Origin of the sequence: Actinomadura sp. GC306 (assembly GCF_004348665.1) — a bacterium.
Taxonomy (GTDB): domain Bacteria; phylum Actinomycetota; class Actinomycetes; order Streptosporangiales; family Streptosporangiaceae; genus Spirillospora.
This window is the reverse complement of the sequence record NZ_SMKM01000324.1, coordinates 1-6817: the sequence shown is the minus strand read 5'-3', so window position 1 is coordinate 6817 and position 6817 is coordinate 1. Positions and strand designations below refer to the sequence as shown.

7 protein-coding genes and 2 tRNA genes are annotated in these 6817 nt (G+C 74.1%); 5 read left to right on the top strand and 4 right to left on the bottom strand.

Features of this window, described 5'->3' with window-relative positions:
- Positions 1 to 842 (bottom strand): LysR family transcriptional regulator (locus tag E1200_RS29530; protein ID WP_131955363.1); only part of this gene is annotated, 842 nt, incomplete at its 3' end.
- A 168-nt stretch (positions 843 to 1010) separates the two neighbouring features.
- On the opposite strand from E1200_RS29530, the gene E1200_RS29525 reads away from it, so the two are divergent.
- A complete protein-coding gene (locus tag E1200_RS29525) occupies positions 1011 to 2348 on the top strand; it encodes a pyridoxal phosphate-dependent aminotransferase (protein WP_131955362.1) in 1338 nt (445 codons plus the stop codon).
- Between the two features lie 69 nt (positions 2349 to 2417).
- Here E1200_RS29525 and E1200_RS29520 read toward each other — a convergent pair.
- Positions 2418 to 2488, bottom strand: a tRNA-Ala gene (locus tag E1200_RS29520).
- Positions 2489 to 2514: 26 nt separating this feature from the next.
- Positions 2515 to 2586, bottom strand: a tRNA-Trp gene (locus tag E1200_RS34105).
- Positions 2587 to 2902: 316 nt separating this feature from the next.
- On the opposite strand from E1200_RS34105, the gene E1200_RS29515 reads away from it, so the two are divergent.
- The gene (locus E1200_RS29515; protein WP_131955361.1) at positions 2903 to 3475 is read left to right on the top strand and encodes a hypothetical protein; all 573 of its coding nucleotides are present in this window, start codon (positions 2903 to 2905) and stop codon (positions 3473 to 3475) included.
- Positions 3476 to 3638: 163 nt separating this feature from the next.
- A complete protein-coding gene (locus tag E1200_RS29510; protein WP_131955360.1) occupies positions 3639 to 4241 on the top strand; it encodes a CGNR zinc finger domain-containing protein in 603 nt (200 codons plus the stop codon).
- Between the two features lie 34 nt (positions 4242 to 4275).
- On the opposite strand, the gene folP is transcribed toward E1200_RS29510, so the two are convergent.
- Positions 4276 to 5121 carry a dihydropteroate synthase gene (gene folP / locus E1200_RS29505; RefSeq protein ID WP_131955359.1) on the bottom strand — a complete coding sequence of 282 codons (846 nt, stop codon included), beginning with the start codon at positions 5119 to 5121 and terminating at the stop codon, positions 4276 to 4278.
- Positions 5122 to 5298: 177 nt separating this feature from the next.
- Between folP and E1200_RS29500 the strand changes: the two genes are divergently transcribed.
- Positions 5299 to 6333, top strand: coding sequence for a GDP-mannose 4,6-dehydratase (locus E1200_RS29500; RefSeq protein WP_131955364.1), 1035 nt, complete (start codon positions 5299 to 5301; stop codon positions 6331 to 6333).
- 135 nt (positions 6334 to 6468) lie between these two features.
- Positions 6469 to 6817, top strand: a 349-nt coding sequence (locus E1200_RS29495) for an MFS transporter (RefSeq protein ID WP_131955358.1), incomplete at its 3' end; no start/stop codon positions are given.

The window sequence follows — 6817 nt, the reverse complement described above, 5'->3', positions numbered from 1 at the left end:
CTCGCGGCCCGGGTGACGGCGTAGACCTCGCGGGCCAGCGTGCACTCGGGTATGCGCCGCACCGCCACGCCCCGGTCACCGGCGGCGAGGGCCAGCGCCGGCACCACGGTGATGCCGATCCCCCGCGCGACGAGGCTCAGGATCGTGTGCAGGCCCTCGAACTCCCACGGCACCGGCCGGGCCCCGCCGACGGTGTCCAGGAGCCGCTCGGCCGCCTGCCGGGACGGCTCGCCGGGCGGCGCCGCCAGCCACGGCTCGTCCCGGAGCCGCTGCAGGTCCACGGGCCGGGAGGGGTCCGACATGGGGTGCGTGGACGGGACGACCAGCACCAGCGGGTCCCTGCGCAGGTGGAAGAACTCCAGCGCGGCGGGCGACTGGTCGGGGACCTTGCCCGTCCAGTCGTCGATGAGGGCGATGTCGACCTCGCCGTTCTGGACCTGCCGGATGCCGTCGCCGGGCCGGGTCTGGCGCAGCACGAACGTCAGGCCGGGATGCTCGCCGAGGCTCTGCGCCAGCGCCGGAGCGAAGGCGACGGCGGCGGTGGGGAACGCGGTGACGACGACGCGCCCCATGGGGGTCTCCGAGTGCGCCGACAGCTCCGCCTCCGCCGTCTCCACGAGGCCGAGGATCTCCTCGGCGCGCTCGGCCAGGCGGCGGCCGGCATCGGTCAGCTCCGCGCTGCGGGCGGTGCGGTCCAGCAGCGGGACGCGGGCCTCCCGCTCCAGTGCCGACAGCTGCTGGGAGACGGCCGAGGGCGTGTAGCCCAGGGCGGCGGCCGTCGCGGCGATGCTGCCGCGGCGGGCGAACTCGGCGAGCAGCCGGAGCCGGCGCAGTTCGAGCATCACTCCACCTTATGGCCACCATCGACGAGAGTCGCTTGTGATGATGCTTTTCGCGGGCAAGTATGAACCGTGCCCGGCCGGGTCGCACAGGGGGATCGCGCGGTCACCGACCGCGATGTCGCCCTGCCCTTTCTCCAAAGCCTTCATACGCCATGCCCTGGAGCGTCGATGCCTGCCCAGAGAGTGTCCGCACCCGTCCGGCCGCTGCCCTTCAGCCCGCGCCCCGTCCCGCTGTCGGCGACCCTCGCGGTGAACGAGGCGATCGCCCGCAAGCGCAGGGAGGGCCGGCGCGTCCTCCCGCTCGGCTTCGGGGAGGCCGGGATACCGATACATCCGGCCCTGGCCCGCGAGCTCGGCGCGGCCGCGGGCCGGGGCGGCTACGGCCCGGTCGCCGGGTCCGCCGCGCTGCGCGCCGCCGCCGCGGGGTACTGGACGCGGCGCGGGCTGCCCACCGACCCGGCCACGGTCGTCGCCGGGCCCGGCAGCAAGCCGCTGCTGTACGCGCTGCTCACCGCGCTCGGCGGGGACGTCGTCGTCCCGGCGCCGAGCTGGGTGACCTACGCCGCGCAGACGTCGCTGGTGGGCGCCGAGCCGATCCGCGTCGCCACCCCGCCCAGCGAGGGCGGCGTGCCGAGCCCCGCGCTGCTGGCCGACGCCGTGGTGCGGGCCCGTGCGCGGGGGCGGGACGTGCGCGCGGTCGTCGTGACGCTCCCCGACAACCCGACGGGGACGATCGCCTCGGAGGAGACCGTGCGGCGGCTGTGCTCGGTCGCGCGCCGGCACGACCTGGTCGTGATCTCCGACGAGATCTACCGCGACCTCGTGCACGCGCCGGACCGGACGGTGCCGAGCCCGGCGCGGCACGCACCCGAGCGGACCGTCGTGACGACCGCGCTGAGCAAGAGCCTCGCGGCGGGCGGCTGGCGGCTCGGCGTCGCGCGGCTGCCGGACGGGCCGTTCGGCCGGGCGCTGCGCGACAGCCTGCTGGGAGTGGCGAGCGAGATCTGGTCCAGCGCCCCCGCCCCGATGCAGCACGCCGCCGCCTACGCGTTCGCCGAGCCGCCCGAACTGGTCGAGCACGTCGACCGCAGCAGGCGGCTGCACGCGGCGGTCACCGGCGCGGTCGCCGCCCGGTTCACCGCCGCGGGCGCCCGCGTCGCCCGCCCGGAGGCCGCCTTCTACCTCTACCCCGACTTCGGGCCGCTGCGGGACGGGCTGCGCGCCCGGCACGGCGTCCGGACGGCCGGCGACCTCACGCACCTGCTGCTCGAACGGCACGGGGTCGGCGTGCTGCCCGGCAGCTCGTTCGGCGACGCGCCGGCGTCGCTGCGGATGCGGGTCGCGCCGAGCCTGCTCTACGGGGAGGACGACGAGCAGCGCCTCGCGGCCCTCGCGTCCACCGACCCGGCGTCGCTGCCCTGGATCGCGGACGCCCTGGACCACCTGGGCGGCGTCCTCGCGACGCTGTCGGAGCCGGTCACCGTGAGCGAGCCCGCGCCCGCCTGACCGTCCGGCCGATCCGCCCGCACGGGACGGGGCCGTCCGGCGACCGGACGGCCCCGTTCCGCGTGCCCGTGGACCAGCAGGGAGTCGAACCCTGATCGCTTCCTTGCAAGAGAAGTGTGCTCCCGTTGCACCACTAGCCCATCGCCCGGCCCATCGCCCGTTCCGGCAGGGGCGGTAGGAGTCGAACCCACTTTCCGCCGGGTTTGGAATCCGGCCGCCTAACCGGTGGCTCGCCCCTTCGCGCTTTGCCTCCGTGCTTTGCCTCCGAGTGCGCTGCGATCAATGGTGCGCCGCGTTCCCGCCGGCGCACAATGTAATTTCTGCGTACCGGCCCGGATGCGCACCGTCATCATTGTCCGGAGGCGGCCGCCCGGACGATCCAGCCCCGGCCCGACCGGCACGGATAAGCGTGGTGTAAGGTCCAACGACGCACCAGGCGAACGTCACGAATCCACCACCGGCAGGTCAGACCGCAGCCTGCCGGTCCGGCCCGTGATAAACCCTAGATGAGCAAGAAGTCACGCAAGTGATGAAGAAAGGCGAGGGGGCCCGCCATGAGGCATGCACGGGACGGGGCTGCCGCGGCGATGAGCGCCGCCTCCAGGATCCTCGTCGCCCGGGGCAAGAACGAGCCTCAGGAGCTGGAGAACCCCGAGGTCGCCTGGGGCCAGCGCGCCCGTGACGGCGTGTGGGTCCCGACGCGGGACGGCCAGCGCATCCACCTCGGCATCGACGCCGCCGCGGCCGACACCGTCGCCCAGGTCCTCCGCCCCAGCCTCCGGGTGTTCGTGGGCGTGGACGTCGACACCGACATCGTCGCGCAGACGACGGCCGGCGGTGTGCGGCTGCTCACGGTCATCCACGGACCCGACGCCCCCTCGGAGTTCCGGTTCACCGTGTCGCTGGCCGACGGCCTCACGCTGGAGTCGATGCCGTCCGGCGGCTACGACGTCGTCCACCTGCGGTACGGCGCGACCGTGGGCCGCCTCTACAACCCGTGGGCGAGCGACTCGATGTTCCGCCAGGTCAAGGCCGACTACGCCCTGGAAGGGGCGGCCGTCACGATGCGCGTCCAGCACACCGACGCCTACTACCCGGTCGTGGCCGACCCCCACTACGAGCGCTGACCCCGGCCGGATCAGGCCGCCGCCGGCGGCGCGTCCCGGCGGGGTTGCGCGCGGGCGGGCGCGCTCCGCGTCATATGGTTGATGCCCCACCACGGGCCGCGTTCCGGGCCCCGGCGGCGCGGCCGGGCACACGATCGCCCCGGTCCCGGAGACTGGAGTCATTGTGATCTTCACCCATGACACCGAGCACGCGCTCGCCGTCGTCGTCGACCTCATCAACACCGGCGCGGCGGCGTCCGGCACCGAGCACCTCGGCGGCCTGCCCGGCCTGCGGGCGTTCGTGGAGCGCAACGCGTTCAGCGACGTCGGCCGGCTCACCGACACCGACCTGCTCCGCGTGCTCGACCTGCGCGCCCGCTTCCATGCGGTGTTCCGCGCCGACGGCGTGCACGCCGCGGTGACCCGGATCAACGAGATCGTCGGGGAGGTCCGCACCACCCCGCACCTGACCGACCACGACGGCTACGACTGGCACGTCCACTTCTTCGCGCCCGGCGCCCCGCTGGGCGAGCACCTGGCGGCCGACTGCGGGATGGCGCTGGCGTACGTGGTGGCGGCGGGCGAGCTCGACCGGCTGCGCACCTGCGAGGCGCCCGACTGCTCGCGCGTCCTGGTGGACCTGTCGCGCAACCGCTGCCGCCGCTACTGCGACAGCCGCACCTGCGGCAACCGCATGCACGTCGCCGCCTACCGCGCCCGCCAGCGCGAGGGCGCCGCCCGGTCCGCCCGCCCCGGCGCGGCGAAGAAGGAGCCCGCCGCCCGCTGAACGCGCGCCCACCGCCCGTGCCCACCGCCCGTGCCTACCGTCCGGCGCCGAGGGCGCGGCAGGCGTCCAGCGCCCGCCGGGCCGCGGCGGCGTCGTGGACGCGGAAGACGCGGGCGCCGAGGAGGGCCGAGACGCCGAGGACGGCCATCGTGCCGATGCCGCGGCGTTCGACGGGGCGGCCCAGCGTCTCCCCGATGAAGTCCTTGTTGGACACCGCGACCAGCACCGGCCAGCCGGTGCCGGTGAGCTCGCGGAGCCGCCGGGTGATCTCCAGCGAGTGCCGGGTGTTCTTGCCGAAGTCGTGCGCGGGGTCGATGAGGATCGCGTCCCGGCGCACCCCGAGCGCGGCGGCGCGCTCGGCCTCGCCGGTGATGTGCGCGACGACGTCCGCGACGACGTCGCCGTACCCGATCCGGTGCGGGCGGGTGCGCGGCGGGAGGGCGCCCGCGTGCGAGCACACCAGGCCGATCCCGTGCGCGGCGGCGACCTCGGCGAGCCGCGGATCGGGGCCGCCCCAGGTGTCGTTGAGCAGGTCGGCGCCGGCCCGCGCGACCGCCTCGCCGACCTCGGCGCGCCAGGTGTCGACGCTGATCACCACGGCGGGGTGGCGCTCGCGGACGGCGGCGACGAGGTCGACGACCCGGCGCAGCTCCTCCGCGACGCCGACGTCCTCCCCGGGCCCGGCCTTCACCCCGCCGATGTCGACGATGTCGGCGCCCGCGGCGACGGCGCGGTCCGCGGCGGCGAGGGCGGCGCCGAAGCCGTAGGTGGCGCCGCGGTCGAAGAACGAGTCGGGGGTGCGGTTCACCACGGCCATGATCGCGTGCGGCCCGATGTCGCGCCCGTTCAGCCGCAGCGGCGGCACGTCCGGTGAGGTCATGATGCACTCACCGTGGCACATCGCGGGTCACCGGGGCCAACCAGAAGCGAATTCGGTCCAAAGGGCGCCCTCTCTCGTCATCGCCCTGGAGTGGTCGGTAATCTCATATGTCACGCTCGTTGCGGGATCCTCCCGTGGTGGGCCCGCGTCGGACCTATTTCAGCCATGGAGGATCCGCTGTCCAGGCGAGCACTCATCACCGGCATCACCGGACAGGACGGCTCGTACCTGGCCGAGCATCTGCTCGGGCTGGGATACGAGGTCTGGGGCCTGGTGCGGGGGCAGGCGAACCCCCATGTGTCGCGGCTGCGCAAGCACATCGGCGACGTGCAGATCACCACCGGCGACCTGCTGGACCAGGGCAGCCTGATCTCGGCGGTGGAGCGGGTCCAGCCCGACGAGGTCTACAACCTCGGCGCGATCTCCTACGTGCCGATGTCGTGGCAGCAGGCCGAGCTGACCGCCGAGGTCACCGGCATGGGCGTGCTGCGCATGCTGGAGGCGATCCGGGTGGTGTCGGGCATCAGCCCGTCCCGGACGCCGGGCCGCGAGCAGATCCGCTTCTACCAGGCGTCCTCGTCGGAGATGTTCGGGATGGTGCGGGAGACCCCGCAGAACGAGGAGACGCCGTTCCATCCGCGCAGCCCGTACGGGGTGGCCAAGAGCTACGGGCACTACATCACGCAGAACTACCGCGAGTCCTACGGCATGTTCGCGGTCAGCGGCATCCTGTTCAACCACGAGTCGCCGCGCCGCGGCGCCGAGTTCGTGACGCGGAAGGTGTCGCTCGGCGCGGCGCGCATCAAGCTGGGCCTGGCGACCGAGCTGCGCCTCGGCAACCTCGACGCCCGGCGCGACTGGGGCTACGCGGGCGACTACGCCCGCGCGATGCGGATGATGCTGGCGCAGGACTCCCCCGAGGACTTCGTCATCGGAACGGGCCAGACGCAGTCGGTGCGGGAGCTGGTGGAGTTCGCGTTCCGCACGGCGGGCCTGAACTGGGAGGACCACGTCGTCCTGGACGCCCGCTACACCCGTCCGGCGGAGGTCGACCTGCTGTGCGCCGACCCGAAGAAGGCGCGCGAGCAGCTCGGCTGGGAGCCCGCGGTGACGTTCGAGGAGCTCGTGACGATGATGGTCGAGTCGGACCTGCGGCTGCTGTCGCGGTCCGCGCGTCCCGAGGACGAGCCGTTCAGCCCCGACCACTGGTGACCGCCGCGGGGCCGTGACCACCGCGTCGTCGTGACCACCGCGTCGTGACCACTGGGGGTCTTGACCCCGCGGGAGGCATGACCGCGCGCGGGCGTGGCACCATGCAGGCATGTTCGCCGACGAGCCGGCCGCCTGATGGCGGACGTCCGGCTGGGCACCGGGCCCGGGCGCTGGATCCTGCTGGCGACGGTCCTCGGATCGGGCGTGGCCATGCTCGACGCCACGGTCGTGAACGTCGCGCTGCCGGCGCTGGCGCGCGACCTGGGCGCCGGCATGGCCGGCCTCCAGTGGACGGTGAACGCCTACACGCTGACGCTCGCCGGGTTCATCCTGCTCGGCGGTTCGCTGGGCGACCGGTTCGGGCGGCGGCGGATCTTCCTCATCGGCGTCCTGTGGTTCGCGGTCGCGTCGGCGCTGTGCGGCCTCGCCCCGAACATCGAGACGCTGATCGTGTCGCGGGCGCTGCAGGGGGTGGGCGGGGCAC

Bases quoted from the DNA above. Each gene is read 5' to 3' on its own strand.
- E1200_RS29525 (WP_131955362.1), top strand. From the start codon at position 1,011: ATGCCTGCCCAGAGAGTGTCCGCACCCGTCCGGCCGCTGCCCTTCAGC.
- E1200_RS29515 (WP_131955361.1), top strand. From the start codon at position 2,903: ATGAGGCATGCACGGGACGGGGCTGCCGCGGCGATGAGCGCCGCCTCC.
- folP (WP_131955359.1), bottom strand. From the start codon at position 5,121: ATGACCTCACCGGACGTGCCGCCGCTGCGGCTGAACGGGCGCGACATC.